Annotated in this window: 22 protein-coding genes, 1 tRNA gene and 1 pseudogene; 9 read left to right on the forward strand and 15 right to left on the reverse strand. The window is 71.7% G+C overall.

The features are described 5' to 3' along the window. Positions 1–40: 40 nt before the first annotated feature. Entirely contained in the window at positions 41–394 is a 354-nt protein-coding gene (cmtR, locus tag B5P21_RS11225; RefSeq protein ID WP_045527293.1) for a Cd(II)/Pb(II)-sensing metalloregulatory transcriptional regulator CmtR, read from the forward strand. Next, positions 391–1,074: a cation efflux transmembrane domain-containing protein gene (locus B5P21_RS11230; protein WP_094171156.1), complete on the forward strand. Its 684-nt coding sequence runs from the start codon at positions 391–393 to the stop codon at positions 1,072–1,074. The genes cmtR and B5P21_RS11230 overlap by 4 nt, the downstream gene beginning before the upstream one ends. A gap of 45 nt (positions 1,075–1,119) precedes the next feature. Here the strand turns inward: B5P21_RS11230 and B5P21_RS11235 are convergent, their stop codons facing one another. Next, positions 1,120–4,383, reverse strand: a complete 3,264-nt coding sequence (locus B5P21_RS11235) for a sialate O-acetylesterase (protein ID WP_246865278.1) — start codon at positions 4,381–4,383, stop codon at positions 1,120–1,122. A 387-nt stretch (positions 4,384–4,770) separates the two neighbouring features. Here B5P21_RS11235 and B5P21_RS11240 point away from each other — a divergent pair, with 387 nt between their 5' ends. After that, on the forward strand, positions 4,771–5,265 hold the full coding sequence (locus B5P21_RS11240) for a DUF3817 domain-containing protein (RefSeq protein ID WP_236688810.1): 495 nt from the start codon (positions 4,771–4,773) through the stop codon (positions 5,263–5,265). Positions 5,266–5,275: 10 nt separating this feature from the next. Here the strand turns inward: B5P21_RS11240 and B5P21_RS11245 are convergent, their stop codons facing one another. The 11 genes and pseudogenes from B5P21_RS11245 to B5P21_RS11295 form a co-directional block, all read right to left on the reverse strand. Then, positions 5,276–5,938, reverse strand: coding sequence for a YitT family protein (locus tag B5P21_RS11245; RefSeq protein WP_045530223.1), 663 nt, complete (start codon positions 5,936–5,938; stop codon positions 5,276–5,278). A gap of 132 nt (positions 5,939–6,070) precedes the next feature. Beyond that, positions 6,071–6,592 (reverse strand): hypothetical protein, encoded by a 522-nt coding sequence (locus B5P21_RS11250; RefSeq protein WP_094171158.1) that lies wholly within the window; start codon positions 6,590–6,592, stop codon positions 6,071–6,073. After that, entirely contained in the window at positions 6,589–7,053 is a 465-nt protein-coding gene (locus B5P21_RS11255) for a hypothetical protein (protein ID WP_045527288.1), read from the reverse strand. The genes B5P21_RS11250 and B5P21_RS11255 overlap by 4 nt, the downstream gene beginning before the upstream one ends. 47 nt (positions 7,054–7,100) lie before the next feature. Further along, the gene (locus B5P21_RS11260; protein ID WP_094171159.1) at positions 7,101–7,661 is read right to left on the reverse strand and encodes a hypothetical protein; all 561 of its coding nucleotides are present in this window, start codon (positions 7,659–7,661) and stop codon (positions 7,101–7,103) included. Positions 7,662–7,750: 89 nt separating this feature from the next. Beyond that, the gene (locus tag B5P21_RS11265; RefSeq protein ID WP_133064187.1) at positions 7,751–8,140 is read right to left on the reverse strand and encodes a hypothetical protein; all 390 of its coding nucleotides are present in this window, start codon (positions 8,138–8,140) and stop codon (positions 7,751–7,753) included. A 576-nt stretch (positions 8,141–8,716) separates the two neighbouring features. Then, entirely contained in the window at positions 8,717–9,145 is a 429-nt protein-coding gene (locus B5P21_RS11275) for a hypothetical protein (protein WP_133064188.1), read from the reverse strand. 224 nt (positions 9,146–9,369) lie between these two features. Then, positions 9,370–11,391: an RHS repeat-associated core domain-containing protein gene (locus B5P21_RS17620; protein WP_345703639.1), complete on the reverse strand. Its 2,022-nt coding sequence runs from the start codon at positions 11,389–11,391 to the stop codon at positions 9,370–9,372. 459 nt (positions 11,392–11,850) lie between these two features. Next, a pseudogene (locus tag B5P21_RS17555) lies at positions 11,851–12,054 on the reverse strand (PA14 domain-containing protein); the annotation flags it as partial. A 12-nt stretch (positions 12,055–12,066) separates the two neighbouring features. Then, complete coding sequence (locus B5P21_RS11285) at positions 12,067–15,201, reverse strand: PA14 domain-containing protein (protein WP_045527285.1); 3,135 nt, start codon at positions 15,199–15,201, stop codon at positions 12,067–12,069. Between the two features lie 29 nt (positions 15,202–15,230). Next, positions 15,231–16,154: a hypothetical protein gene (locus tag B5P21_RS16865; protein WP_094171164.1), complete on the reverse strand. Its 924-nt coding sequence runs from the start codon at positions 16,152–16,154 to the stop codon at positions 15,231–15,233. Between the two features lie 165 nt (positions 16,155–16,319). After that, the gene (locus B5P21_RS11295; RefSeq protein WP_094171165.1) at positions 16,320–17,213 is read right to left on the reverse strand and encodes a siderophore-interacting protein; all 894 of its coding nucleotides are present in this window, start codon (positions 17,211–17,213) and stop codon (positions 16,320–16,322) included. A 94-nt stretch (positions 17,214–17,307) separates the two neighbouring features. On the opposite strand from B5P21_RS11295, the gene lipB reads away from it, so the two are divergent. From lipB to B5P21_RS11320, 5 genes are all read left to right on the forward strand, one after another. Further along, positions 17,308–18,009: a lipoyl(octanoyl) transferase LipB gene (lipB, locus tag B5P21_RS11300; RefSeq protein ID WP_045527281.1), complete on the forward strand. Its 702-nt coding sequence runs from the start codon at positions 17,308–17,310 to the stop codon at positions 18,007–18,009. Beyond that, positions 18,006–18,995, forward strand: a complete 990-nt coding sequence (lipA, locus tag B5P21_RS11305) for a lipoyl synthase (RefSeq protein WP_045527279.1) — start codon at positions 18,006–18,008, stop codon at positions 18,993–18,995. The genes lipB and lipA overlap by 4 nt, the downstream gene beginning before the upstream one ends. 127 nt (positions 18,996–19,122) lie before the next feature. Next, positions 19,123–19,704 (forward strand): PadR family transcriptional regulator, encoded by a 582-nt coding sequence (locus B5P21_RS11310; protein WP_045527277.1) that lies wholly within the window; start codon positions 19,123–19,125, stop codon positions 19,702–19,704. Then, a complete protein-coding gene (locus B5P21_RS11315) occupies positions 19,701–21,422 on the forward strand; it encodes an ABC1 kinase family protein (RefSeq protein ID WP_094171166.1) in 1,722 nt (573 codons plus the stop codon). The genes B5P21_RS11310 and B5P21_RS11315 overlap by 4 nt, the downstream gene beginning before the upstream one ends. A gap of 128 nt (positions 21,423–21,550) precedes the next feature. Then, positions 21,551–21,946, forward strand: coding sequence for a redoxin domain-containing protein (locus tag B5P21_RS11320; RefSeq protein ID WP_246865279.1), 396 nt, complete (start codon positions 21,551–21,553; stop codon positions 21,944–21,946). Here the strand turns inward: B5P21_RS11320 and B5P21_RS11325 are convergent. After that, complete coding sequence (locus B5P21_RS11325; RefSeq protein WP_094171167.1) at positions 21,935–22,894, reverse strand: IS481-like element IS1122 family transposase; 960 nt, start codon at positions 22,892–22,894, stop codon at positions 21,935–21,937. The two genes, B5P21_RS11320 and B5P21_RS11325, sit on opposite strands and share 12 nt — an antisense overlap. Positions 22,895–22,909: 15 nt before the next feature. Here B5P21_RS11325 and B5P21_RS11330 point away from each other — a divergent pair, with 15 nt between their 5' ends. After that, complete coding sequence (locus B5P21_RS11330) at positions 22,910–23,290, forward strand: thioredoxin domain-containing protein (protein ID WP_246865280.1); 381 nt, start codon at positions 22,910–22,912, stop codon at positions 23,288–23,290. A gap of 67 nt (positions 23,291–23,357) precedes the next feature. Here B5P21_RS11330 and B5P21_RS11335 read toward each other — a convergent pair. Both B5P21_RS11335 and B5P21_RS11340 read right to left on the reverse strand, forming a co-directional pair. Further along, positions 23,358–23,431 (reverse strand) — tRNA-Met (locus B5P21_RS11335). Positions 23,432–23,586: 155 nt separating this feature from the next. Beyond that, the gene (locus B5P21_RS11340; protein ID WP_172457214.1) at positions 23,587–26,517 is read right to left on the reverse strand and encodes a UPF0182 family membrane protein; all 2,931 of its coding nucleotides are present in this window, start codon (positions 26,515–26,517) and stop codon (positions 23,587–23,589) included. Positions 26,518–26,578: the final 61 nt, after the last annotated feature.

Consider the following 26,578-nt stretch of genomic DNA (forward strand, 5'->3'; position numbering starts at 1 on the left):
GACCTCGACATCGATACAGCGGGCGCTGTACCGTCCTCGCGTGCCCACCCTCGCTCCCCGCCTCGACGTCATGACCCGGCTCGGCCGCGCGCTCGCGGATCCGACCCGCGCCCGCATCCTGATGGAGCTGCTCGACGGCCCCGCCTACCCCGCGCTCCTCGCCGAGTCCCTCGGCTTCACGCGGCAGAACGTGTCCAACCACCTCGCCTGCCTGCGCGGCTGCGGCATCGTCCGCACGGTGCCCGAGGGACGCAGCACGCGGTACGAGATCCAGGACGCGCGCATCGCCCGTGGCCTCGGCGCGCTCGTGGAGGTCGTGCTCGCGGTGGACGACGACCGGGCCTGCGCGGATCCGGCGCTCTGCGATCCCGGCTGCTGCGAGGCGGGCGCGTGAGCGGCCTCGCGTCCGCGCCGGGGCTCACGATCGCCCGCCGCGACGTGCTGCGCCGCCGCATCCGCTGGATCGTCGCGGGAACCATCGCGTGGAACGCGGTCGAGGCCGTCGTCGCCCTCACCGCGGGCGCCGCCGCGTCGTCGACCGCGCTCGTGGCCTTCGGGCTCGACTCGATCGTGGAGGTGCTCGCCGCCTCCGCCGTCGCGTGGCAGTTCTCCGCGCCGGATCCGGAGGCGCGCGAGCGCACGGCCCTCCGGCTCATCGCCGTGTCGTTCCTCGGGCTCGCGGCCTACGTGAGCGTGGACGCCGTGCTCGCGCTGGCCGGCGGATCCGCCGCGCGCCCGAGCACGACGGGCATCGTCCTCGCGGCCCTGAGCCTCGCCGTGATGCCGGCCCTCAGCCTGCTCGAGCGCCGCACGGGCACCGAGCTCGGCTCCGCGAGCGCGGTCGCCGACTCGCGGCAGACCCTGGTGTGCGCGTGGCTCTCCGCCGCGCTGCTGATCGGGCTGCTGCTCGACGCCGGGCTCGGCTGGTGGTGGGCGGATCCCGTCACCGGGCTCGCCATCGCCGCGTTCGCCGTCCGCGAGGGCGTCGAAGCGTGGCGCGGCGAGGCGTGCACCGTGCCCGTCGGCGCGCTCACGGGCGAGCGGGCGGTCGACGACCACGACGACCGCTGCTGACGTCGAGGGGAGCGCGGCCGGGCATCGCACCCGGCCGCGCCTCCCCTACCTCGACAGCTGCACGGCTCCCGTCGCCCGCTGGTACGCGGCGAAGTACTTGTCGCCCATGGCCCTCGCGCCGGCCGCCGTGTAGTGGATCGAGTCCTCGGCCCTGCTGTACCCCGCGGCTCCCGGGATGTAGGACACGTTCGACCGCAGCGCGGGCATGCCCTGCTGCGCGGTATCGATGGCCTGGCGCAGCGACGACACGTTCAGCCACTCGGGCACCATGCCGCCGACGAGGAACGGCACCGCGCCGTAGCGCGCGTTCAGCCGGTCGACGAGGTCGAGCAGCATCGACTGGTAGCCGGCGGCGGTGGTGCGCGTCGCGTCGGACTCGCCCTGGGCCCAGACGACCGCGACGAGGCGGTTGTCGGGATCCTGCGCGAGCGCGGCGTCGATCTGCCCGAGCGCGCGCGTGAACAGGTTGATGCGCGAGCGCGTGTCCGCCGGGTTCCAGGCGTAGGTGCCGTCGCCCGTCATCGAGGTGGACGCCATCGCCGCGGGGACGAGCAGCACCTTCCGGCCCGGGCGGGCGTCGGCGAGCATGTGCCGGCCGAGCTCCATCCCGGGGCCGACGGCCTGCACGCCGCCGGACGTCGTCCAGGTGGTCACGTGGCTGAGCGAGTCCTTGGCGGGCACGATCTGCCCGGCCTTGGCGCCGCTGCCGGCGAGCTGGTCGAGGCCGGGCACGCTCACGTCGACGGACGGATCCCACCCGGTGCCGACGCCCTGCGCGTTCGACTGGCCGAGGATCACGACGACGTCGTAGCCCTCCCCGGTCGAGGCGATCTGCCGCGGCACGGAGGTGCGGGACGTGGGCGCGTAGCCGTCGGCCCGTCCGGTGACGGTCACGGTGATCTGCGATCCGGCGTCGCGCGGCGCGGGCACGTAGGTCGACGCGGTGCGGCCGGGGACCACGACGCCGTTGCGCTGCCACACGTAGGAGAAGGCGGTGGCCTCGGGCGTCCAAACGGGCGTCTCGGCCGTGAGGGTGGATCCGACGGTCGCGTCCCCCGTGATCGTCGGGGTCGGCGCGTCCGTGAACGGCTGGTCGTCGGGCGACGGCGCGGGCTCGGCGGGCGGCACGTCGAGGGCGTCGACCACGACCGCGGTCGGCTCGCTCGTCACGCTCGTCGCCGTGTAGCCCGTGCGCGTGCCGGTGACCGTGACGGTGATCCGCGACCCGGCGTCCGCGCGGCGCACGGCGTACGTCGCGTCGGTCGCGCGGAGCACGGTGACGCCGTCGCGGGCCCACGCGTAGGAGTAGGAGGTGGCCTCCGGCGTCCACGCGGGCGTCTCCACCCGCAGCGGGCTGTCGGCGACGGGCGATCCCTGGATCACCGGCGTCGTCGTCGCCTCGAACGGCACGGCCGGCGCGGGCGGCGGCGGGGTCACGGGCGTCGCGACGACGGCGATGCCGGGGCTCGTCGCGGTCTGCGTGACGTACCCGGTCCTCGTGCCGGTGACGGCGACCGAGATGCTCGTGCCGACGTCGCTCGCGACGACCCGGTAGCTCGCGCCGGTCTGGTCGGGGATCACCACGCCGTCGCGCATCCACGCGTAGGAGAAGGAGGGCCACGGCGACCACGTGCCGGACTTGGCGTTCAGCGTGTAGTCCACGCGGCCGAGTCCGGTGATGGACGGGGTGCCGACGGCCGCGAACGCGACGTCGGGGGCGGGCGTCGGGTCCGGCGTGGGCACGGTCGGCTCCGGCGTCGACTCGGGCAGCGGCACGAGGAGGCCGTCGCTCGCGAGGGACTGCGTGACGTACCCGGTCTTCGTGCCCGTGACGACCACGGCGATCGTGGCGCCCTGGTCGCCCTCCTGCACGCGGTAGGTGACCGCGGTCTGGCCGTCGATCGCGACGCCGTCGCGGGTCCACTGGTAGGAGAAGGTCGGCCAGGGGGTCCAGACCCCGGCGCGCGCGGACAGCGTGAAGCCGACGCGAGCGGTGCCGGCGATGGTCGGGGTGGCGGCGGCCGAGAACGGCGCGTCCTCGGGAGCGGCGGTGGGCTCCGGGGTGGGGACGGGGGTCGGCGCGGGCGGCGCGGGCGTGGGCGTGCCCGGCGTCGCGGTCGGCGTCGGGGTGGGCGCGGGCGTCGTCGGCGCCGGGGTGGGCGTCGGCGTGCTCGCGGCCGGGACCTGGAGCTCCACGCTCGTCAGCGACTGCGTCGCGTAGCCGGTCTTCGTGCCGGTCACGGTGACGCTGATGCGGGATCCCGCGTCCCCGGCCTGCACGCGGTAGGTCGCGCCGGTCTGCCCGGCGATCGCCACCCCGTCGCGCAGCCACGCGTAGGAGAACGCGGGCCACGGGGTCCACACCCCGGCCTGCGCGGACAGCGTGAAGCCGACGCGCGACGTGCCCGCGATGGTGGGCGTCGCCGCGGCGGTGAAGGGCGCGGCGGGCGGCGTCGTCGGCGCGGGCGTCGGAGCGTTGGTGGGGGCGACCGTGGGCGTGGGGGTCGGCGCGACCGTCGGCGTCGGCGTCGGCGTGGGCGCCGCGGTCGGCGTCGGGGTCGGCGTCGGGGTCGGGGTCGCGCCCGGCACGGTCATCGCGTCGCTCGTCCGGGACGTCGTCGCGTACCCGGTCTTCGTGCCGGTGACCGTCACGGCGAGGGCCGCGCCGCGGTCCTGCTCGGTGACGCGGTAGGTGACGCCGGTCTGCCCGCCGATGAGCACGCCGTCGCGGGTCCAGGCGTAGGTGAAGGTGGGCCACGGGGTCCAGGTGCCGGCCCGGGCGGTGAGCGTGAAGCCCACCTGCGGGGATCCGGCGATGGTGGGCGTGGGGGCGGCCGTGAACGGCGCGACGACGGGCGTCGGGACGGTCGCGGTCGGCTCGCTCGTCTGCGTGGTGGCGTCGTAGCCGGAGCGGCTGCCGGTCACGGCGACCGTGATGACGGATCCCGCGTCGGCGGCGCGGACGGTGTACGCCGTGCTGGTCTGCCCGCTCACGGGCACGCCGTCGACGAGCCACGCGTACGCGCTCGTCGTCGCGGCCGGGGTCCAGCGCGCGGTGGTGGCGAGGAGGCGCTGGCCGATAACGGCCTTGCCGGTGATGACGGGCGCGGGCGTCGCGGTGAACGGCGCCGCGGCCGCGGTGGCCTGCAGGATCCGCATCATCGACGCCGTGGTCGGCGCACCCTCGGTCGCGGCCGACGGCACGGCGCTCGTACCGGGCGCGATGACGCGCGCGCTCGACGCCGCGGTGCCCGTCGTCGCGGCCTGGGCCGGAGCGGCGCCCGGCTCGACGGCGACGAGCAGCGTCACCCCGAGGCTGAGCCCCGTGATGGCGGCGACGAGACGTGCGCGTGTGGATGCGGTGCGCGTCCCCCGTGTCGAGGCACGGCGGACGGCAGAGTGGTGCTCCCCCAATTGATCCCCCCAGATCGTCGAGGCGAATTCCACCTCATGTGGAAATGCTTGCACACCCCGTCGGTGGTGCGTGACACGTGTCCGGTGAGGACCTCGCTCACGCCCGGCTCACAGGGGATGCACATGCCACGGGCACGCCCGGCGTCCGGGCAGGCGGACTCGCACGCCGGCACCCGCCCTCCGCTCGCGCCCTCAGCTCCCACCCGATGGCGCCCCGTACCGTGGGCGGCGACCTGCCCCGCCCGTCGGATCCCCGAGGATCCCCCCGCCCCGGAAGGCCCCATGACGAACGCCCCGCACCCCGACGCCGCCCCGCCCGCCGAGCCCGGCGACCGCCCTGCGGGATCACCCTCCACGCCGACCGCCGGATTCGCGGCGCTCGTCCGCGGCACGCGCGACCGCTCCGACCGCCCGTCCCGCCTCGGCCGCCTCTTCGCCGTGGTCGCGGTCGTCGAGGCGATCACGTGGACCGGCCTCCTGGTCGGCATGCTCCTCAAGTACGTGACCGAGACGACCGAGCTCGGCGTCTATGTCTTCGGCCGCCTCCACGGCGCCGCGTTCGTGCTCTACGTGATCGTCACGGCCGTCGCCGCGATCCGCCTCCGCTGGGGATGGAAGCCGGCGCTCCTCGCGGGCGTCGCCGCCATCCCGCCGCTCGCGACCCTGCCGCTCGAGGTGGGCCTGCGTCGCCGCGGGTACCTGCGGCAGCCGGCCGACGCGGTCGATGGACGGCTGCACGTGGGAGCCGCACCGGGCAGCGCCACCTCCCGCGCCTGACCGCCGCGGGTCAGATCCCGGTGTAGCGCCCCGGCCGGTGGTTGAGCGCGAGCACCAGGTTGAGCAGCACCGCGCCGAGCGCCGACCACACGACGCCCTCGACCGGCACCACCGTGAGGCCGAGCAGGATCACGATCACGTCGAGGATCATCTGCGCGTACCCGGCCGGGAAGCGGAACCGCTCCTGCGCGATGAGCGCCACGATGTTGAACCCGCCGAGGCTGGATCCGTGCCGGAACACCACCAGCAGCCCGATCCCCACGAGCAGGTTCCCCGCGAGCACGCCGTACACCGGCTGCAGCTCGAGCCCGGTGACCATGGCGGGGTGCAGCGTCGAGAACAGCGACACGAGCGCGACCGAGATGACCGTGCGGATCGTGAACCGCCACCCCTTCTTCCACACCGCGAGCGCGAAGAACGGCGCGTTCACCACGAAGAACAGCACCCCGAACGGCAGCACGCCCGTGTAGCTCAGCAGCAGCGCGAGACCCGCGGTGCCGCCCGTGACCGCGCCGGCGTCGCGCAGCAGGAACAGCCCGAACGAGGCGACGAAGGTGCCGGTGAGGATCCCCAGCACGTCCTCGATGACGGAGTGCGGGATCCCCGCGGTGGTCGGCTCGTCGGGCGAGGGGGCGATCGGCGTGGGCAGGGGCTCGGACGCGGAAGCGGTCATGGCGGTCTCCGGGGTGGGGGGACGGGATCCGCGCGGGCGGTCGTGCCGCATCACGCGCAGGGAACAGCATGGCGGATCGGCGGGGTGGTGGCGGACGGGGGCGGTCCGGCGCCATGGCACCCGCGCTCGGGCTCAGAGGGGACCGCCGAAGGGACCGACGTCGAAGTACCCGTGGCTGGTCTTCTCGTCGCGCCGGCCGACGAGCCTTTCCAGCGACCGGCGCTCCTCCGGGGTGAAGCTCTCCCATCGACGCTTCGAAGCCTGCACGAACCAGGCGCGGGCCTTTTCCCACGCCTCCGCGGACGCATCCCACTCCACATCCAGCACGGTCGTGACGACGTCGATGAGCGATCCCTCCGGCCACGGCTCGCTCGCCGACTCGGCGGTCCCGACCATCCACTGGTCCTCACCGTCGCCGTAGCGGAACTCGTCCTCCGGAAGCATCAGGCGGTAGGCGTCGTCACGGAGCCAGAAGTCGTTCGTGTTGCGCCGCGCCACCACCCACGGATGCGGGTACCCGGGCAACCGGATGCGGCCGGCGATGCCGGACGGCAGCCACTCGTCGGACGGCGGGACGGCGGGGTTGCGGAGGTGGCAGAGGCGGGGCTCCGGCTCCGAGATGATGCGGGGGCGGCGGCGCCAGAAGTTGATCACGATGGCCGCCTGCGCCCGAGCCCGAGCAGCGGGCCGCACTCACGCGAGGTGACCCGGCCACCGAGCCGACGCACCCGAGAGCCGACGCCGCGCCGCTCCCGGCTGACGGTGCTGACGATGTCCCAGCAGACCCCCGCCGCGTCGAGCGGCCACTGTGGATCGATGTCGTGCGGCAGGTGGATCAGCTCGTGCTTCAGCTCCGTGAACGTCGTCGCGCGCGAGATCGGCGCGAGGAGCTCCACCGGGATGGGTTCCTCGACGAAGGCGGCCTGATCGGCCCATCCCGTCATCTCGTGCAGGTGATCGGAGACGTCGGAGAGCGTGTCCATCACGTCCCGCATGAGCGCGCGGTAGGTGGCACCCGATACCCGGTGCAGGGCGCGCGACGCCTCATCCGAGAGCAGGTCACGGGCACCCCACAGGTACTCGACGTGGAACACCCCGTCGTCAGCGACCCACATGCGCGGTGCCCCCTTTCGTTGCGGAGCATGTCATGGCCACAGGTCCATCACGATTCACGCAGATATTCCAGGAAGTCCTCGATCAGACCCGCCCGCAGCTCCTCATTGCAGATGCGAGGATCCGTTGACATCAGGAGATCGCGGAGGGACAGATCGGAGCCGCGAAGGAATATGTAGACGCACACTTCGCTCGGGTCGAGCACCTCTGCTCGGTCGCGACGGGAGAAGCGGTTGATGACCTTCGTGAGCATCGAGGCCGCCCGCCGCCCCGGAAGCATCGGAACCAGGTACGCCGGGAACATCTCGTCCACGGGGTAGTGACCGGTGGGCGACTCGCCTCGATCCCCGGCACTCGAACGCGGTCGCTCGCCGATCCCACGGATGACCTTGATCCGGACATGGCCGACTGCGTCATCGCGGTCACGACCTAGAGGATCCCTCAGGGCACCGACCATCGCGTGCACTTCATGGCGACGCAGCACGAGGACAGTGCCGTGCGATGGCGAGAGAATCGTGCCGGCCTGTCGCTCCCACGCTGCCACCAGGACGCGCGTGAGCCACGAGAGCCTCGTCCCCTTGGGGTGGATCCGGATGTGCCATTCTGTCACCCGTTCGTCTCGCGACACTCGGTCCCCTATCTCCTCACTCCGCCCTGCGCTCCCCGTGCTGCGATCGTCCGAGCGCGCGCCGGCAGGCATCAGTCCACCGGACCATCCCACGGGCCGGCGTCGAAGGGATAGTCGGGAGAGCGACCGCGACTGAGTTGTGCAAGGAATCTCCTGTCGCTTCTCTTCAAGGCCGAGAGGCCGGCTCTGTCCCTCTCCGCTCGCCACCGATTCGCCTCGACCCACGCCTCCGGAGTCAGATCCCATTCGAGAGCCAGCAGGGTCGTGGCGAGATCGATGCACCCTCCCTCGCCGGGATGGAAGGAGTCCTCCGAGACAGGTACGAGCGTCCCCTGCGAACCTCCGCCGATGAAAGGCCGCCAGGTCGGCAAGAACAGCTTGTACGCGAATTCCTGCTCTCCCTGGTCGCCGTGCATCCGACGCGCGATCACCCATCCTCGTTCGACTTCGTCTTGATCCACCCGAGCGACGATTCCCGCAGGGAGCCAGGAAGCGGGGTGCGGGACACGCGGGTCGATTGGGGTGGTTGGCTCCTCATAGATGTCCGCATCTTCCGCACGGCGGGCTGGCCTTCTACCTTTGAACCACATACCACTTGTCCTCTCAGTGATTTACGTAGATTTTAATGTACGCATCACCCTTGGCGTACTTTCCCTGCGGGGGCATCGAGTTTGATTTCTTCCATCCACCCTTGTAGTGCGAGTGCATAACCTGACGATACGAGACATTGTTGTCGCGATGCCGCCCAGGTGCTCCGACAGCTTCTGGTGCTGACCCAGCCACCCGTAGTCCGCGTTGCCCTGCTGCGTGTCCGGACCCGACTGGTTCGCTATCACCGTGCCCAGCGCACCCGTCTTCGGATCCTCGACCTGCCCGAACGGGTCGTAGACCGCGAGCCCCGGCGCACGTGCCCCGGCCTGGTCCGCCGTGACGAGGATGTCGCCGTGGATGCGGCGAAGTAAGCGTGTTCAGAGGCGCGCAACCCAGACAGTGACACGATGCCTTGGGGGATGCTGGGGTGCAGCCCGGCGGGGGGCCTATGCCCTGTGCCGCAGCGTTTGCCTGATTCCCAGTCTCCTCATCGCTCGCGACTTGATCGTGGCTCGCCGCGCTGAGGCCAGTGCCACGATGTCGACTCCCAGCATTGATGCATCCATGCGCCACTGGAGCGGAACCGCCCAGGGAAGGGTAACGAGCTCTTTCCGCAGCTCCGCCATCGTGGACGGCATCCGAATGACCTCCAAGTAGGAGTCCGGCAGAACCCGCTCGACATATTCGCTCTGATCCCCCCACTCATCTACTTCGATCAGCGAGTCGACCACGTCGCCGCTGACGCGCTGGACGTCGTGCCTGAGCACGTCGAAAGCCTTCCCAGGCGCCGATGCAAGCTCCGCCGACAGTGAATCTGAAAGCAGCTCCATTGCCTTCCACACATGCACGGTATGGAACAAACCCTCGTCATCCACCCACATTGATAAACCTTTCTCTACTTATGTGCGATTCCTTGATACATGAATCACTGACCGCCTCGCCGCACCCTTGGCCGCTATGGCACCGACGAGTCAAGGCTCAAATGACGTGACTTACCTGATGGTCAACGCACCTCGCGCACCACAGGATTTCGGACGGGAATAACACCTCGCGAGTAACTTCCGCGACCGTACCATGGCGACCATCCAGCTACCAACCGCTAGTCTCCATTGTAATTGCGCGGGAAGTATACGTGATGCGTACCCACTACTCGCCCCGCCCTAGTCGTGACGTCAACGTGATAATGATCACCTCGTCCGCAAAGTTTCCGGAAGGCTCGACACAAGGGCCCTTTGTCATTATTCTTCTTGCTCGACAGATCCTTGGCCCGTGCTTCCGCAGCCGCTCGTGACGAGGCCGACTCGCGCGAGTGCCGAGGCGGCACGTTCGATGCCGGCGGCTTGGGCTTCGGCTTGCTGAAGACCTGGCCTATCCAGGGAAAAGCGGTCGCCTTCAACCAGGACCCGATCTGCTGCCCTACCCACCATGCACCGAGCACGACGGCGGTAGCGACAATCGCTATGCCGACGGCAGCTGCAACGAGAACAGCAAGGGGTATCAAGAAAACGAACTGCCCCGTCAGGTCGAACGCGTTGATCGGGTCGTTCGGATACGCGTAGTCGTCATCCGTCCCGCCCTCGACCGGATCCACCTGCAGGAACCGCCCCAGCGCCGCGACGTACTGCCTGGCGCCCATCTCGATGGTCGCGATGCCGCCCAGGTGCTCCGACAGCTTCTGGTGCTGACCCAGCCACCCGTAGTCCGCGTTGCCCTGCTGCGTGTCCGGACCCGACTGGTTCGCCGACACCGTGCCCAGCGCACCCGTCCTCGGATCCTCGACCTGCCCGAACGGGTCGTAGACCGCGAGCCCCGGCGCACGCGCCCCGGCCTGGTCCGCCGTGACGAGGATGTCGCCATGGATGCTCGGGTACGACCACACGGCCGACCCAGTGCGGAACTCCGCCGTCACGCCACCCGGCAGCGGCAGATCCCACTCGGTCGCCGCGCTCGACACGTCCAGCACGAAGTCCGGCGCATCGCCGCTCCCCGTGAAGCCGTACCGCGTGACCGTCTTCACGCCCGCGGCGGTGACCTCCGTCCGCTGCACGATGCGATCCGTCGCGTCGCGCATGTAGGTCACCGACGAGCCGTCGGCGAGCTTCGTGCCCGTGTGCCGGTCCCCGCCGTCGTACGACAGCGACTCGTCCGCGAGCTGCACGGTGTTGCCGTGCGCGTCGTAGGTGAGCTGCGCGGCGGTCAGGGAGCGGTTCACCGGCGAGGCGTCCGCGGGGGCGTTCGCCACCGTGGTCCCGATGAGGCGATCCGCGCCGTCGTAGCAGGACGCGACAGTGGTCGGCGTCCCGCCGTCGAGCACGTCCGACGAGGAGGTGCGGTTGCCGTTCCGACCGGCGGCGGCGACCGCGCCCGCCTGGGTGCAGGCGGCGGATCCGGCGAGCGCGTCGAACCCGTAGGTCAGGCGGTGGTGCGGGATCACGGCGGTGACGAGGCGTCCGGCCGCGTCGTACGAGTACGTCGAGACGTTGCTCGTGCTCCCGTCGCTCGTGGTGTCCTGCAGCACGTCGCCCGCCTGCGAGCGGATGACGCGATCGGTGACGGCGGTCTGCTTCCCGGGGAACGACCAGCCGATCCCGGTCACCGCGCCTGCGCCGTTCCGCGTGATCTCGGAGAGCGACGAGCCGTTGCCCGCGCCGGTCGTGCCGGAGGGATAGGTGATCCCCGTGAGCTCGCCCTTCGCGTACGTCGGATCGGCGACGACCTTGCCGTCCACGCGCATCACGTCGACCCGGGAGTCGATGTCGTACTCGTAGGAGGTGGTGTGCGCGGCGCCGGAGGGCGGCGTCGCGACCGTCGAGGCGACACGGCCGGCCACGTCGTACGACATGGTCGTGACCGTCCCCCACACGTCGATGTACTTGACCGCCTGCCCGAGGAGGTTCGCCGTCGTGGTGACCGTGCCGCCGCTGGTGGACCCGGTGACGGCGCCGTCCGAGACCGCCCCGGTGAGAGGATCCCCGCCTACCGCGTAGTCGGTCTTCTCCGTGCGCGCCGCGACCGAACCGAAGGCGGCCGTGGTGCTCGAGACGGCGCGCCCGCGGGCGTCGTAGGAGGTGCACGACCAGTCGGCGTCGCCGGAGCGCTTCGATCCGACGGCGCGCCCCATCACGTCGTAGACGAACGAGGTGACGATGGCGTCGCCCGACGCGGGCTTCGCGCCCGTGGTGGTCTTCGTCGCTCCGTACTGCGGTGTAGCCGCGTCGACGCCGCAGACCTTGCCGGTCGCACCCCATGCGGAGGCGATGGTCTCGGACGGGCCGTAGTACGCGCTCGTGGTGGCCACGTTGGCCTGCGCGGGCAGCGTGCGGGTGAGGCGCCGGAGGTATCCGGAGCCGCGCGCCTCGTGAGTGGTGAAGTGCGTGAGCGCGAGGCCCTTCGGATCCACGACCGACGCGGTCGCGATGCCGAGCCACGGCTCGTCGTACTGCGTGACCGAGGTGGCCGACGAGATCTGCGACGAGCTGATGCCCGCCACGCCCGTGGGCGCCTGGTCGGCGGCCGTCACGCTCGTCTGCAGCCCGTAGTCGGGCGTGAGCGCGCTGCCCGGCACCACGACGGTGGCGCCGTTCCCGATCTGCCACTCCAGCTTGACCGCCGCGTTGCCCTGGCCCTCGTTGTACTGGAGCCGGATGCGCGCCGTCTGCCCCGCTGCCAGGTGCACGGCGTGGGTCGCCCGGACCTCGTTGCCGGGGTTCGCGCCCCAGGCGTCGATCAGCGGGATGTCGTCGAGGAACAGCTGCGTGCCGTCGTCCGCCTTGGTGGCGAAGGTGTAGTCGCCGTCCTACGGAGCGGTCACGAGGCCGGTGAGACGCAGGGAAAAGGTGTCAGCAGGGAAGCCGTCGCCTGCCGCGGACGGGCTGCCGCTCCCCCAGTCCTGGTCGACGCTCCCGTCCGCGTTGCCGACGCCCAAGCTGTAGGCGCGCGGCGCGCCCGTGAGATTGCCGTTGTCGTACCAGACCGCATCGAGCCCGTGCAGGCCGCCGTCGTAGCCGGTCGCAGTGTGCGCCGTCGTCGCGGCGCAGGCCGCCGTGGGGACGCGGTCGGAGCCGAAGCACGACGCCGGGGCCGGGCCGTACGAATCCGTCGGACGGTCCTGCGCGTCGTAGATCGTGGTCGACTTCCGACCCTGCGCGTCGACGGACGCCAGCGGCAGGTCCTTCTGGTTCCACTCCGAGGAGGCGGTGAGCCCCGACGGACCGGTGATGCTCGTCTGCCGCCACGCGTCGTCGTACGTCACGGTCGAGGCGTGCGTGCCCGCGGGCAGACCGAGCGCCGGCACGTCGATGGAGGTCGTGCCGGATCCGTAGACGTACGACTTTGTTGGCCGCTTCGCCGCCGTGACGCCGTCGGGCGCCGGGAGCGTGACCGTGGTCGCGCGACCGGAGGCGTCGTAGGCGATGGTGGTGGCCACGTTCGCGTCGGCGGTGCGCCGCGCGTCCGCCGCGAGCCAGTCGTCCGCGAGCGCGTCGCGGACGGTGGTGAGGCGTCCGCCGTCGTAGGCGAGGTCCGTGACCTCGTCGCCCGGATCCGTGATGCGCACGAGGTTGCCGTGCGCGTCGTAGGAGAGGCGCGTGGTGTCCGCCGATCCCGCGACGTGGCCCGGGTAGACGATGCGGCAGAGCATGTCGGCGGGAGGCGCGGCGAACCCGGCGGCCACCGGGCAGGCCGATCCCGTGGAGTCCGTGTCCTTCGCGTCGAGGCCCACGGACGCGGCGGTGTCGCCCGCGTACGCGAAGCGCACCTCGCGGCCGTAGGTCTCGGGTGACGTGCCGAGCGCCGAGAGCGGATCCGACACGCGGTCGACGAGTCCCGTACCGGGTCGACGCGTCGACAGGGGCGTCGCTCGCTTGAGTGCGCCCCCGGAGCCGGTGACCCCCTGCACGCGACCCGACGGGTCGAACGTGGTGATCGTGCCGTCGTCGCCCGTCACGACGACCTGCCGTGACTGGTCGAGGGAGACGCGGTCGTGCTCCCCCGTCGGCGCCGTGTAGCCGGTGCCGGATCCGTCGCCCGCGGTGCGCGTGTAGGTGTGCGCGGTGCCGGAGGCGTCGGTGAGGATCACGGCGGAGTCCGTGACCTGGGCGCGCGACCAGTCGCCGGCGTCGCCCTCGAGCGCGGTGGTCGACGACCATCCGGCGGGGAGGGTGTCGACGGTGCGGGTGAACCAGTCAGCGGGGACCACGTACTGCGCGCCCGTCGGGTCCGTCACCCAGAGCGAGACGCCGGCCTCCCCCGCGTGCTCGAAGTAGTCGACCTCCAGCGGCACGGGCGTGCCCTGCGTGAGGGCGGTCGGCGTGGACCCCGTCGTGTCCTGCGCCACGTGGTCGTCTCGCCACCCGGAGTACACGGTGGATCCCCCGACGCGCACGCAGCCGCCGTCGGCGCGCGTCATGCCGAACGTGTAGGTGCCCGTGGTGGGCACGTGCAGGAAGCCCGTCCACTTCGCGGAGAAGTTGTCCGGATCGACCCCCGGGGCGGGCGAGCCGTCGCCCCAGTCGAACGAGATCGACGGATCGGTGCGCGTCGTCGCGAGCGTGCCGGCGTCGGCGTGGCACGCGTCGCCGTCCCCGAGGGGAACCGCGCCGTCGTAGTAGCGGCCGAGGAGCCCGCCGCTGCCCGCCTGCAGGGAGTTGTAGCTGAAGCCGAGCCCCATGCTGCCGCCGAGGGCCTGGACCGTCGGCGACGCGAAGCGCAGCCCGACGTTGCCGTTCGCGAGGTTGACGCTGACGGGACCCGCGGTGTCCGTCGGCGCGGGTCCGGCGTCGCCGACGCGGCGGTCGACCCGGATCTTGTCCGTCCACGTCACCGGCGGCTCGTCGTAGCCGTCGGAGGCGCGCACCGACCAGGTGTAGCGGCCGCCGTCCTGCAGGGAGTTCGCCGGCACCGTCCACGTGGTGCCCGTCTGCCAGCCGGACGTGGCCACGGCGCCCGTGGTGCCGTCGGCTCCGGAGGCGATCTGGAACCGGTACTTGACGGGGTCCCCGTCGGGATCGGTGATGGTTGGCGCCGTGAGCGTCGGGGTCGTCGTGGTGATCACGGACCCGTCCACGGGCGCGGACCCCGCCTGCGCCGTCATGGCCGGCGTGTTCGTGGTGAAGCTCCACGTGGAGGAGATGCCGAGCGTGGAGGTGCCGTGCACCCCGTCGTACCCGTCCTCGACGTAGCCCTTCCAGTGGTACCTCGTGCCGGGCTTCAACGCGCCGAACGGCACCTTCACCTGCTGCGCGCCCCAGCCCGACTCCCACACGGGAGCCACCTCGGGATCGTCCCCGGCGCTGATGCGGTAGAAGTACTGCAGCCCGGTGCCCTCCGGGTCCGTCCCCGAGATCGCGAGCGTGGGCATCACGGGACCGCGGGCTCCGTCGGCGGGGGACGGCGCGATGGCCGGGCCCGCGGTGGGCATGTCCTTGTAGGTCACGACGAGGGCGACCGCGATCGACTTGTACGTGTAGACGCCGGGCCGCTCATCGCCGCCGATGATGAGGTACGCCCCGCGCGAGCCGTCGCGCACGTACTTCGCGATCTCGTCGGTCAGCCGGTCGTCCTGCGCGGAGCCGTTGTCGGACATGGCGAACTGGCTGAGCCTGTCACCGACCCCGTTGTAGGAGAACGACGTGGCGGCGCTGATGGATCCCCCGAAGAGCGCCTTGATTCCGCCGTTGTAGTACGAGCCGTCGATGCGGGCGCTGAGGACCTGCTTGCCGAACAGCTGCTCGTAGTCGAAGTGCTCGACCGTGCGCCAGTACTTGTCGCCGTGGTCCCGCGCGTTGCCGATGCGGACGGTGCCGTCGGTGAGCCGGGTGCCGTCGGACTTGTACTCGTGCTGGTCGTTCGACCAGGACGCGACGGATGACGGGTCCACGTGCACCGGGTACGCGCGATCGGGGCTCGCGAGCCACGCCGGATCGGGCGTCATCCGGATGGTCCAGCCCCGTCCGTCGGCGGTCAGCGTGGTGGCGACGGGGCGTCGGCGGGCTCCTGCACGTCCGGGATCCCGCTCGAGTCGTACATGCGGGGCGCGGGGATGCCGAAGACGACGGATCCGGCCTTGTCCGTGAAGAGGATGGAGCCGTCGGCGTCCTGCGCCGCGTGCAGACCGGCTGCGCTCACGTGCCACGTGTACGAGGGGGCGGCCGGCACCGGCGGCGCCGCGAGGATGAGCTCCTCCTTGACCTGCCCGGCCGTCACCGCGTAGTGCAGGTCGGTGCGAGGGAACACGTCCCGGTACTGCACCTCGTCGGCGCTGGGCCGCTCGAGCGGGCTGTCCGCGGCGCCATCCAGCGTGTACTTGAGCACGTGCCCGTCGTGGTGCAGCGTGAGGACGCCCGCGTCGGACGCGGAGTCGGCGAAGCGCGGGGCGAGCGGGTGGTCGGGGACGACCCCCGCCCCGGACGACCGGACGGTGACGTCCGTGTTGACCGGGACCCAGTCGCCCTTCGTGTCCTGCACGTTGAGGGGCGTCTGCGAGAGCACCGCCGACTCGGTGCCGTCGTCGTTCGCGTAGGTGTCCTGGAGCTGCGACTGGGACACGAGCTGGGCCGAGTCCTGCAGCTGGCTGGCCGATGCCGCTCGCCGGGGGCGCGCGACGGCGGAGGCCGAGAGGGAGGAGGGCGAGACGGCCGAGGCGTCGGCGGCCGGCGCGCTCGGGTCGGCGGGAGCCTGGGCGTACGCGGGAGCGGGGGCGTCGACCGATCCGCTGGGGATCGTCGGCGTGGCGACGTCGACGTCGTCGGACGTGAGCGCGGGCACGGAGGCGACGGGCCGGGTCGGCGTGGTCGCGGCCTCGGCGGGCAGGGCGACGAAGATCTCCGCGACCAGGGCCAGGGCCACGATGACGGCGGTGGAGGTGAGACGGCGTGCAGGACGCATCCGATTGCTCCCTTTCGAGCAGACGGATCAGGCACCCGCATCCGCGACCGCCGAGCGGTAGCGGAGCTGAGAATAGGGTCAGAGCTCAACAAGAATCGGCTGGCTTTCCACAGGCTCTCGCGTGGGTGCAGCAACGACAGCTGCGCCCCCGTTCCGGGGGCACCCTCAGTCCGCGAAGATCGCCCCCACCGGCTCGCGCTTCTCCGCCTGGAAGCGGTCCTCCGCGCGACCGAGAGCCCAGTAGGCGGAGAGCGAGAGGGCGCGGCGGTCGATGCCCCAGCCGTCCTGGAGGAGCGCGCGCAGCTCCTTCATCGCGCCGCGCTCGCCGTGCGCGAAGACCTCGACCTCGCCGTCGGGCTGCTCGAGCGCGCTCACCGCGGCGACGAGGAGGGCGCCCGGCACGGTGCCGGGGACGCGCGAGCGGTGGATCCACCGCAGCTCCACGCCCGCGGGGTGCGCGAGCGGGAGCTCGTCGGCGGGGCCGTCCACCTCGACGAGCGCGACGCCGGTCGCGCCGGCGGGCATCGCGGCGAGCGCGGCGGCGATCGCGGGCACGGCCGAGTCGTCGCCGATCAGCAGCCGCGCGATCGCGGGGTCGTCGGACGGCCGGAACAGGCCGCCCGGGCCGCTCGCCGCGAGCAGGTCGCCGGGCTGCGCGGACGCCGCCCATGGCCCGGCGAGCCCCTCGTCGCCGTGCACCACGAAGTCGATCGCCGCCGTGCCCGCCGCCGTGCCCGCGGCCGGATCCGCGTGCCGCAGCGTGTAGGTCCGTACGGCGGGCAGCGCCTCGGCCGGCAGCGTCGCGCGGAGGGCGGGCAGGTCGAACGGCGGGACGAGGCCGGATCCCGGCTGCGGCAGCATGAGCTTCACGTAGGCGTCGGTCGCGGTGAGCCGCTCGGGGGCGGCCTGCTCCAGCAGCGCCCGCGTCCCCGCGCCGCCGAGGTGCACGCGGACGAGGTGCGGGCTGAGGCGCTCCGTGCGGATCACCTCCAGCACGTGCTGCGACTGCGCGGCGCGGACGGGACGGTCGGGGACGGCGGGTGCGGAGGAGTCGGTCATCGAGGACGATCCTCCGCCCCGCGCGCCTCCCCCGCAACGCGACGGACCCGCGCGCGCCCTCGCCTGCCGCGGACCGCGCGCCTATGCTGGCCGCGTGGTCGACATCGTCGTCACGGGGCTAAGCGCCAACTCCGTGCCGTACATCGAGGCCCTCGAGCGTCAGCGTGCCCTGCATGCCGACGTCGTCGCGGGCCGGGCGCAGGACACCGTCATCCTCCTCGAGCACCCCTCGGTGTACACGGCAGGGAGACGCACGGAACCGGACGACCGGCCGCGCGACGGCACGCCGGTCATCGACGTCGACCGGGGCGGCCGCATCACCTGGCACGGTCCGGGACAGCTGGTCGGCTACCCGATCGTGCGGCTGCCGGAGCCCCTCGACGTCGTCGCCCACGTCCGTCGCCTCGAGGACGCGCTCATCGGCCTCCTCGCGGACCTCGGCGTCGCGTCGTGCCGCGTCGACGGCCGCTCGGGCGTCTGGATCCGCGGTGCAGCCCCCGACGGATCCCCCCGCGACGAGAAGGTCGCCGCCATCGGCGTCCGCGTCGCCGAGCGCGTCACCATGCACGGCTTCGCCCTCAACTGCAGCAACGCGTTCGACGCCTACGACCGCATCGTCCCGTGCGGGATCCGCGACGCGGGCGTCACCTCGATCAGCCGCGTCCTGGGCCGCACGGTCACGCCCGCCGACGTCGTCCCCCTCCTCCGCCCGCACCTCGTGCGCGCCCTCGCCCCGAACGGATCCGCCATGCCCTCCACCGCTCCCCTCTCCTCCGCCGCCGGAGCCCGCGCATGAGCGCCGCGCCGGACGGACGCCGCATGCTCCGCCTCGAGGTCCGCAACGCCGAGACCCCCATCGAGCGGAAGCCGGAGTGGATCAAGACGACGGCGCGCATGGGGCCCGAGTACCAGGCGCTCCAGCAGCTCGTGAAGACCGAGGACCTGCACACCGTCTGCCAGGAGGCGGCCTGCCCGAACATCTACGAGTGCTGGGAGGACCGGGAGGCGACGTTCCTCATCGGCGGATCCCAGTGCACCCGGCGCTGCGACTTCTGCCAGATCGACACCGGCAAGCCCGCCGACTACGACACCGACGAGCCGCGCCGCGTCGCCGACTCCGTGCGCCGGATGGGCCTGCGCTACGCGACCGTCACGGGCGTCGCCCGCGACGACCTGCCCGACGAGGGCGCGTGGCTGCACGCCGAGACCGTGCGGCGGATCCACGCCGACGCCCCCGGCACGGGCGTCGAGATCCTCGCGACCGACTTCTCCGGGAATCCGGATCTCCTGGCCGAGGTGTTCTCGTCCCGTCCCGAGGTCTTCGCGCACAACGTAGAGACGGTGCCGCGCATCTTCAAGCGGATCCGCCCGGCGTTCCGGTACGAGCGCTCCCTCGACGTGATCACCCAGGGGCGCGACGCGGGCCTCATCACCAAGTCGAACCTCATCCTCGGCATGGGCGAGACGCGCGAGGAGGTGTCGGAGGCGCTCGTCGACCTGCACGACGCGGGCTGCGACATCATCACCGTCACGCAGTACCTCCGGCCGAGCCCGCGGCACCTGCCCGTCGCGCGCTGGGTGCGGCCGGAGGAGTTCGTGGAGATCAAGGCGGAGGCCGAGGCGATCGGGTTCCTCGGCGTGCTCGCGGGCCCGCTCGTGCGCTCGTCGTACCGCGCGGGCCGCCTGTGGGCGCAGTCGATGGCCGCGAAGGGGCGACCGATCCCCACCGGTCTCGAGCACCTGGCCGACCCGACGCGCGGGTTCGCGCAGGCCGTCGGCTGACCGCGGCCGTCCCTCCCCGGGCCGCGGACCTGTCGGGTCGCTGACGAACGGGCCGCTCCCGGGTCCGCGGCCAGGTCCGCGGCCTATCGTCGAGGCACCGCGCACGTCCCACAGCAAGGAGCTCGCCATGGCCGCATCGTCCCCCACCTCAGGATCCCCGTTCGGCGACGCCGCCGACGGCGTGTGGCAGGCGATGGAGTCCCTCCGCGCGCGCTTCGAGAAGCGCGACGCCAGCCCGACCGGGCACGCCGGCCACGGGGCCGGCCCGCACGACGTGCGCCATGCCGTCCTCGCGCTGCTCGCCGAAGAGCCCATGCACGGCTACCGGATCATCCACGAGATCGAGGAGCGCACCGCGGGCGCATGGACCCCGAACGCCGGAGCCGTCTACCCCACGCTCCAGCTCCTCGCCGACGAGGGCCTCATCGCCGCCGAGACCACCGACGGCCGCAAGGTCTGGGCGCTCACGGAGGCGGGCCGCTCGGCGGTCGCCCGTGACGGCATCACCGCGCCGTGGGCCGATGCCGGCGCGCACGGGCACGACGGCCACGACCGGCACGACCGCTCCGCCCTCCCGAAGGCCGGCCTCTCGCTCGCGCAGGCCGCGGCGCAGGTCCAGCGGTCGGGCAGCGCGGCGCAGGTCGCCGAGGCCGCCACCGAGCTCGACGCGGTCCGCCGCCGCCTCTACGCGATCCTCGCCCGGGAGTGACCGCGGCCACGGCCGGCGCCGCTCCCGGGCGGGACCCCGAGGCCGACGCCCCGGAGACGCGCGCCCGCTACCGCCGCATCCTCCGCTTCGCCGCCTGGAACCTCGCGGTCACCTGGTGGTACGAGCTCTTCCTCCCCCGCGTCGGCCTCCGCCGCATCGCCGACCGCACGCGCACCCGGCGCATGAAGCTGTTCGCCCGCCGCTTCCGCGTGCTCGCGGTCGAGCTCGGCGGGCTCATGATCAAGGTCGGCCAGTTCATGTCGTCGCGCCTCGACGTGCTGCCGCCCGAGATCACGGCGGAGCTCGAGGACCTGCAGGACGAGGTGCCCGCCGTCCCGTTCCCCGAGATCCGCGCCCTCGCCGAGCGCGAGCTGGGCATGCCGCTCGCCGCCGCGTTCGCCTGGGTCGACGAGACGCCCGTCGCCGCCGCGTCGCTCGGCCAGGCGCACCGCGCGATCCTCGGCCCGATCGACTCCGCCGACACGGGCCTCACGGGCGCCGTCATCAAGGTGCAGCGGCCCGGCATCGACGACATCGTCCGCATCGACCTCGCCGCCCTCCGCCGCATCGGCGGCTGGCTCACGCACGTCCGGCTCGTGTCCGACCGCGTGGACGCACCCGCGCTCGTCGAGGAGTTCGCCGAGACGAGCCTCGAGGAGATCGACTACCTGCACGAGGCCCGCAGCTCGGCCCGCTTCCAGGAGATGTTCGCCGCCGACGAGCGCGTGGCCGTGCCCGAGATCGTCTGGGAGCGCAGCACCCGGCGCGTGCTCACGCTCGAGGACGTCACCGCCATCAAGATCACCGACCACGCGGGGCTCCTCGCGGCCGGCATCGACCCCGTCGACGTCGCGCCCGTGTTCGCCGCCGTGATGTTCGACCAGCTCTTCGCCGACGGCTTCTTCCACGCGGATCCGCACCCCGGCAACGTCTTCGTCACGCCCGTGACGGACGGCTCCGTCGAGCAGGGCTGGACCCTCACCTTCATCGACTTCGGGATGATGGGCGAGGTGCCGCCGAGCACGCGACGGGGCCTCCGCAAGATGCTCATCGCCGCCGCCTCGCGCGACGGCAAGGGGCTCGTCGACGCGGCCCGCGACATCGGCGTGCTGCTGCCGTCGGCTGACACCACGCAGCTCGAGCTCGCCATGACGCGCCTCTTCGCCCGCTTCGGCGGCCTGGGCTTCGCGGAGCTGCGTGAGGTCGATCCGCGGGAGTTCCGCGCGTTCGCGAACGAGTTCCAGGAGGTGGTGCGCACCCTGCCGTTCCAGCTGCCGGACGACTTCCTGCTCATCATCCGCGCGATGTCGCTGACGTCGGGCGTGTGCAGCGCGCTGGATCCCGCGTTCAACCTCTGGGACTCCGTCGAGCCGTACGCGCAGCGCCTCATCCGGGAGGAGCGCGGCAACGTCGTGCGCGACCTCGGCACCCGCGTCTCGGACACCGCCGGCACGCTGGCCCGTCTGCCGGGCCGCGTCGACGCGCTGCTCACGCGCATCGACGACGGCGCCCTGCCCATCAGCGATCCCACGCTCGAGCGCCGCGTCGGCGCCCTCGAGCGCACCCTGCGCCGCGCGGTCTCCGCGCTCGTCTTCGGCGGCCTCCTCGCGGGCGGCGTGCTCCTCCGCCCGGACGACGAGGTGCTCGGCACCGTGCTGCTGGTCGTCGCGGTGATCCCGCTCGCGCAGGCCGTCCTCCCGGGCCGCCGCGGCCGCTGAGCCGCGGGCGTCGGCGTCGGGCCTGTCCGCTCGGCGTCGGTCGTGACGCCGCGTGACGCCCCTCCCGTGGCCCTCCCGGATCGCCCGCCTACGGTGAGCGCACCGACCCGACGGACCGAGGACACACCATGACCGACACCACCATCCGGGCGCAGATCGCCGACTTCGACCGCGGCTTCGCGGAGCAGATCGGGCCGGACCTGTCGGCCGTGTTCGCGGCGGAGCAGGAGGCGCTCCGGGCGGAGGGCGTCCCCGACGGCGCGGTCGCCCCCGGCGACGCCCTCCCCGCGGCGACCCTCGTCGATCCCGACGGCGCGGACGTCGACCTGCACGCCGCCCTCGGTCCCGGTCCCGCGGTGGTCGTGCTGTACCGCGGCGCCTGGTGCCCGTACTGCAACCTGACCCTCCGGCAGTACCAGGCCGAGCTGCTGCCCGCCCTGGGCGAGCGCGGCGCGACGCTCGTCGCCGTGAGCCCTCAGACGCCCGAGGGCAGCGCTAGGTGTACTGAGTCATCACGTTGGTGACACTCGGGCCGCGGGCGTCAGCCCGTGGCCCGAGTGGATTCGTTCAGTGTTGTAGTGCTGGATCCACGGATCAAGGGCGTCGGTTCTGGCTTGGTTGCTGGTGAAGGGTTGCCGGTAGGCCCACTCGGTCGCGAGGGTGCGGTTGAAGCGTTCGACCTTGCCGTTCTGCCAGGGGCAGTGCGGGCGGATGAACTTCTGCCTCGCACCGAGCTGCGTGACCGCGTTCTGGAACGCGGCCGAGTGCCGGTAGGCGAACGCGTTGTCCGTCAGGACCCGTTCGATGCGGGTGATGCCGTGCTCGGCGAAGTACGCCGCGGCCCGGGTCAGGAACCCTGCCGCGGTCACGCCCTTCTCGTCCGGGTGGATCTCCGCGTAGGCGAGGCGGGTGTGGTCATCGACCACGGCGTGGACGTAATCGAACCCGATCCCACGACCACGAACCTGTTCGCTGCGGCCATGCGCCCGCCAGCCGCCGCCGTCCGGGATCCGGCCGAGCTTCTTCACGTCGACGTGGATCAGGTCGCCGGGATGCTCATGCTCGTACCGGTTTGCCGTCGACCGGGATGCCCGGATCACGGCCCCGGTGACGGGGTCCAACCATGCCAACGGCGGTGCCCCGTGCCGCCGCAGGATGCGGGAGATCGTGCGGGCTGGAACACCGGTCACCGGCGCCAACCGGGCAGGACCTGATCGCAATCGGGTCCTCGCTTCCACGACGGCTCGTTCTCGTTCCGGGCTCGTCCTCGTCGGCACCCGTCTCGGCCTCGAGGACCGGTCCGACAAGCCTTCGAAGCCCTCGGACCGGAACCGATTCACCCACCGATGCGCGCACTGACGCGACACACCGAGTTCGCGCGCGACATGCGAGACCGGCCGACGATCCTCGACCACCCGCCGCACGAGGAGAACCCTCCCGTGAACCGTCAGACGAGCATTAGCGTGGGACATCGAGGCCTCCTGGCAGTGGCAGAACTAGACAGCTCCATCAAGCCAGGAGGCCTCCTCACACGCCCCGAAGTGTCACCAACGTCATGGCCGGGTACAGCTAGGGCCGTCGAGGGCGGCGGGCTGGACTTCGCCGTGCTGTCGGATCCGTCTAACGCCTTCGTGCGCGCGCTCGGCCTCATGACCGAGCCGACCCCCGAGGCACGGGCGGCCCACGCGCGGCTCGGCTTCGACGTGGCCGACAGCAACGCCGATGGCACGGGCGACATCCCGTTCCCGACCGTGATCGTCGTGGACGCCGAACGCCGCGTGACCTACGCGGACGTGCACGTCGACTACACGACGCGCACCGAGGTGCCGGATATCCTCGCGGCCGTCGACGCGGTGCTCGCCCGCTAGGCGGCACGGGCGAACATCCCCGGCAAAGCAGAAGGCCCGGTCTCGAGGAGACCGGGCCTTCATCTTGTTGCGGGGGCAGGATTTGAACCTACGACCTCTGGGTTATGAGCCCAGCGAGCTACCGAACTGCTCCACCCCGCGCTACGAGGAATACATTACCAGACCTCCGGAGTGCTCATGACCACCGGGAGGCTCCGGCCCGACCCCGCCGGCCGGATCCGCCTCCCGCACGAGGACGGCCCCGGTGGCACCCGCATCGCGGGGCCGCCGGGGCCGTCCTGGTGAGGAGCCGGGCGCTACTGCTGCTGGCTCAGCTCGTACGCGCGCTGCACGGCCTCGGTGAACCGCTGGTCCGCCTGCGCGGCGGCCACGAGGTCGCCGGATGCGTAGGCGGCCTGACGCTCCTGCAGCGCCGTGTTTGCCGCGTCGAGCGCCGCCTGCACGTCCTGCGCGGGCGCCGAGGGCGATGTCGTCGGCGCGGGCGTGGATCCCGTGCCCGCGTCCGTCCCGCCGTCGGCGGAACCGTCGTCCGCGGGCGTCGTGGGCACGTTCTCGTCGCCCGCCGTCGCACCCGAGTCGCCCCCGAAGATGCTGTCGAGGGCCGCGTCCAGCGTGTCCTCGAACGCGATCTTGTCACCGAAGGCCACCAGCACCTTGCGGAGCAGCGGGTAGCTCGTGTCGCCCGTGGACCGGACGTACACGGGCTGCACGTAGAGCAGGCCGCCGCCGACCGGGAGGGTCAGCAGGTTGCCGCGCACCACGCTCGTGCGTCCGCCGCGCTCCAGCAGGTTGAGCTGGTTCGCCACGTTCGTGTCCGAGTTGAAGTTGTTCTGGATCTGCGTCGGCGCCGGGATGGTGTCGTCGTTCGGCAGCGTCAGCAGGCGCAGCTTCCCGTAGTCCGCCGCCTTCTCCCCCGCCACGTTCCCGGCGTCCGAGTCCACCCCGAGGTAGCCCGTGAGCACGCTCCGGGAGGTGTCCTGCGTGGCCGGGGGGATGAACGTCGAGTACAGCGAGAACCGCGGGGCGTCCTGACCCGGCATCTGCATCGTCAGGTAGTACGGCGGCTGGAGGCTCGCCGGCGTGCCCGCCTCGGTGGTGGCCGTCGGGTCGTTCGGCGTGGTCCAGAGGTCCTGATTCGAGTAGATCGAGCCGGGATCGGTCACGTGGTACTTGCCGAGGACCGCGCGCTGCACCTTGAACATGTCCGCGGGGAAGCGCAGGTGGCTCATGAGCTCGCCCGAGATGTCCGAGATCGGCTTGAGGGTGGAGGGGAACACCTTCTGCCACGTCTTGAGGATCGGGTCGTCGGTGTCCCACGCGTAGAGCGTGACCTTGCCGTCATATGCGTCGACCGTGGCCTTGACGGAGTTGCGGATGTAGTTGATCTGGTCCGTCGGCACGAGCGGCTGCGTCTGCTGCGAGTCCGCGATGAGGCGGCTCATGTCTTGGCGCTGCGAGTAGGGGTATTGATCGCTCGTCGTGTAGCCGTCGACGATCCACACCACGCGGCCGTCGACGACGCTGGGGTACGGGTCCTTGTCGATGGTGAGGTACGGCGCGACCTTGCCGACGCGCTCCGCCGGGTCGCGGTCGTAGATGATCTGCGACTGGTCGTTGATCTGGTTGGCCAGGAAGATCTGCTCCGACTGGAACTTGAGCGCGTAGATGAGCCGCTTGAAGACGTTGTCGACCTTCGGCCCGCCGTCGCCCTGGAACGTCGTGTAGGTCTCGTCCGCGCCGTCGACGCCGGACGGGTAGTCCAACTCCACCTTGTCGCCCGACTCGGGTCCGCCGACGATGGAGTAGTCGGGCGAGTTCTCGCCGAAGTACACGCGCGGCTCGAAGTCGCCCAGGTCGCCCGAGGCGGGGATGCCCGACTCGAGGAACACGGGCTGGCCGTCGGACGTGCGCTGCGTGCCGTACGCCGCCACGAGCGAGTAGCCGTGCGTGTAGACGAGGTGCTGGTTGACCCACGAGGTGCCGGTGTTGGTGGGGCTCAGCTCGCGGACCGCGACCACCGTGTCCTGCACGCGGCCGTCGATCTGGTACCGGTCGACGTCGAGGTTGTTCCCGAACTGGTAGTACTGCCGGAACTGCTGCAGCTGGCTGAACGCGTCGCCCACGACGGCGGGGTCGAGGATGCGGATGTTCGCGGTCGTCGCGGCGTCCTCGCGGAGCGCGCCCGGCGTGGTGTCCGTGGTCGCGTCGTAGGGGATCTCCTCGATGTCCGCCAGACCGTAGGCTGCGCGGGTCGCCTCGATGTTGCGCTCCAGGTACGTCGCCTCGAGCGAGCGCTCGTTGGGCTCCACCTGGAACCGCTGCACGATGGCCGGGTAGGCCGTGCCGATGAGGATACTGGCTACGATGAGCCCGGCGGTCCCGATGATGGGCAGGCGCCAGCGGCCGATGGCGGCGGTGATGAGGAACAGCACCGCGACGACGATGGCGATGCCGGCGAGGATCGTGCGGCCCGGGATCACGGCGTTGACGTCGGAGTACGCGGCACCGGTGAACAGCCCGCCGTTGGCCGTGTTGACCACGGAGGAGTACTGGTCGAGCCAGATGCTCACGCCCTGCAGCAGGAAGTAGACGCCCGCGGTGATCGCGATCTGGATGCGGGAGCTCTTCGAGATGCGCACCTCGCGGCCCGAGAACCGCACGGCGCCGTAGAGGTAGCTCGTGGCGAGCACGCCGAACATGGAGATGATGACGACGGCCGAGGCGAAGCCGACGACCGCGTGGTAGAAGGGCAGCTCGAACAGGTAGAACGACGTGTCGAGCCCGAACTGCGGATCGGTCGTGCCGGAGGGCGTGCGGTTGAGCCAGAGGAGCGTGCGCTGCCAGCCGCTCGACGCGGAGACGCCCGCGAACAGGCCGAACACCGCGGGGATCGCGAACATGGCGAGGCGACGCAGCGGCTCGATGACCTGCTGGTAGCGGTCGAGCTGCGAGTTGAGCTTCGCGTAGACGGGCCGCGAGCGGTACGCGACCTGGATGCTCACGAACACCGGGATCGCCATGGCGAGGAACCCGATGAGGAACAGCGCGATGCCCGCGCCCCACTGCGTGAGCAGCACCCCCAGGTAGCCCAGCTGGTCGTACCAGAGGACGTCGGCGTAGAACCCGGCGAAGATGAAGAACGCGATCACGAGGGCGGCGATGATGGCCGCGGTTATGGCGAGGGGGGCTCGGCTCCGTCTGGCGGGCCGGGCGGATGTGCTTGTCACGTGTGTGCCTCAGAGTCGGGGACAGCGGAGTCCTCATCCTAGGCGGAGCGGTTGCCAGGGA

Origin of the sequence: Clavibacter michiganensis subsp. insidiosus (genome assembly GCF_002240565.1) — a bacterium.
GTDB lineage: Bacteria > Actinomycetota > Actinomycetes > Actinomycetales > Microbacteriaceae > Clavibacter > Clavibacter insidiosus.

What these genes read in the sequence shown, in the direction of transcription:
- B5P21_RS11240 (WP_236688810.1), top strand. Translation starts at nt 4,771, where the DNA reads ATGACGAACGCCCCGCACCCCGACGCCGCCCCGCCCGCCGAGCCCGGC.
- B5P21_RS11245 (WP_045530223.1), bottom strand. Translation starts at nt 5,938, where the DNA reads ATGACCGCTTCCGCGTCCGAGCCCCTGCCCACGCCGATCGCCCCCTCG.
- B5P21_RS11255 (WP_045527288.1), bottom strand. Translation starts at nt 7,053, where the DNA reads ATGTGGGTCGCTGACGACGGGGTGTTCCACGTCGAGTACCTGTGGGGT.
- B5P21_RS17620 (WP_345703639.1), bottom strand. Translation starts at nt 11,391, where the DNA reads ATGGGGCGCGCCGTCGGATCGAAGCGCTCCGGCGACGCCGACTGGTCG.
- B5P21_RS11285 (WP_045527285.1), bottom strand. Translation starts at nt 15,201, where the DNA reads ATGACGCCCGATCCGGCGTGGCTCGCGAGCCCCGATCGCGCGTACCCG.
- B5P21_RS16865 (WP_094171164.1), bottom strand. Translation starts at nt 16,154, where the DNA reads ATGCGTCCTGCACGCCGTCTCACCTCCACCGCCGTCATCGTGGCCCTG.
- B5P21_RS11295 (WP_094171165.1), bottom strand. Translation starts at nt 17,213, where the DNA reads ATGACCGACTCCTCCGCACCCGCCGTCCCCGACCGTCCCGTCCGCGCC.
- lipA (WP_045527279.1), top strand. Translation starts at nt 18,006, where the DNA reads ATGAGCGCCGCGCCGGACGGACGCCGCATGCTCCGCCTCGAGGTCCGC.
- B5P21_RS11310 (WP_045527277.1), top strand. Translation starts at nt 19,123, where the DNA reads ATGGCCGCATCGTCCCCCACCTCAGGATCCCCGTTCGGCGACGCCGCC.
- B5P21_RS11320 (WP_246865279.1), top strand. Translation starts at nt 21,551, where the DNA reads ATGACCGACACCACCATCCGGGCGCAGATCGCCGACTTCGACCGCGGC.
- B5P21_RS11325 (WP_094171167.1), bottom strand. Translation starts at nt 22,894, where the DNA reads ATGTCCCACGCTAATGCTCGTCTGACGGTTCACGGGAGGGTTCTCCTC.